A 636-nucleotide genomic window follows, 5' to 3' on the forward strand; every position below is an offset into this window, starting at 1 on the left:
GGTTGGTGTTTGTGATCCTCGATTTGTGGATGTTGAGCAGCTTCGTGCTATACACCTATAAAATTCAATCGGAAAGCCAGAAATTGCTGGCTTTTTGTTCTAGGATAGAAACGTTTTCCAAGGAGAGGATGTATGAAACTTGAATTTTGTTTAAACCCAGAGCAAGCTGATCTTGATTGCGTTCGTGATGGCATTCGATCATATAACCGCAAGCACTTACCTGGAGGAGAAGTGAATGCGGTGGGCTGCTTTGCAAAAGATGAAGACGGCAAAATCATTGGCGGCCTTACTGGGGAAATGTTTAAAAATACGGTTTTTGTGGAGTTCTTGTGGGTGGACGCAGAAAGCAGAACATCGGGCTTAGGCAGTAAACTGATGGCAATGTTAGAGCAGCATGTGAAGCCGTATGGCGTGACTCATATTTATTTAGATACTTACAGCTTCCAGGCGCTCGATTTCTACCTCAAATTGGGCTTTGAAAAAGTAGGGCAGTATTCCGGTTATCCGGCTGAGGGAATCCACAAATACTTCCTCCAAAAAGAAATCGCAGATTAGTCGCTACTGATGTTTAGCTTGTTAGAAATTCAGAAAAAGAGGCGCGAATAGCACCTCTTTTAGTATGTAGTCATGAGCTTG

1 protein-coding gene is annotated in these 636 nt (G+C 43.1%); it reads left to right on the forward strand.

Going from position 1 to position 636, the window contains the following annotated elements:
• Positions 1-132 precede the first annotated feature (132 nt).
• Positions 133-555: a GNAT family N-acetyltransferase gene (locus tag R7Q11_RS27215; protein ID WP_020835045.1), complete on the forward strand. Its 423-nt coding sequence runs from the start codon at positions 133-135 to the stop codon at positions 553-555.
• Positions 556-636 lie beyond the last annotated feature (81 nt).

It is taken from the genome of Vibrio sp. 970 (assembly GCF_033339075.1).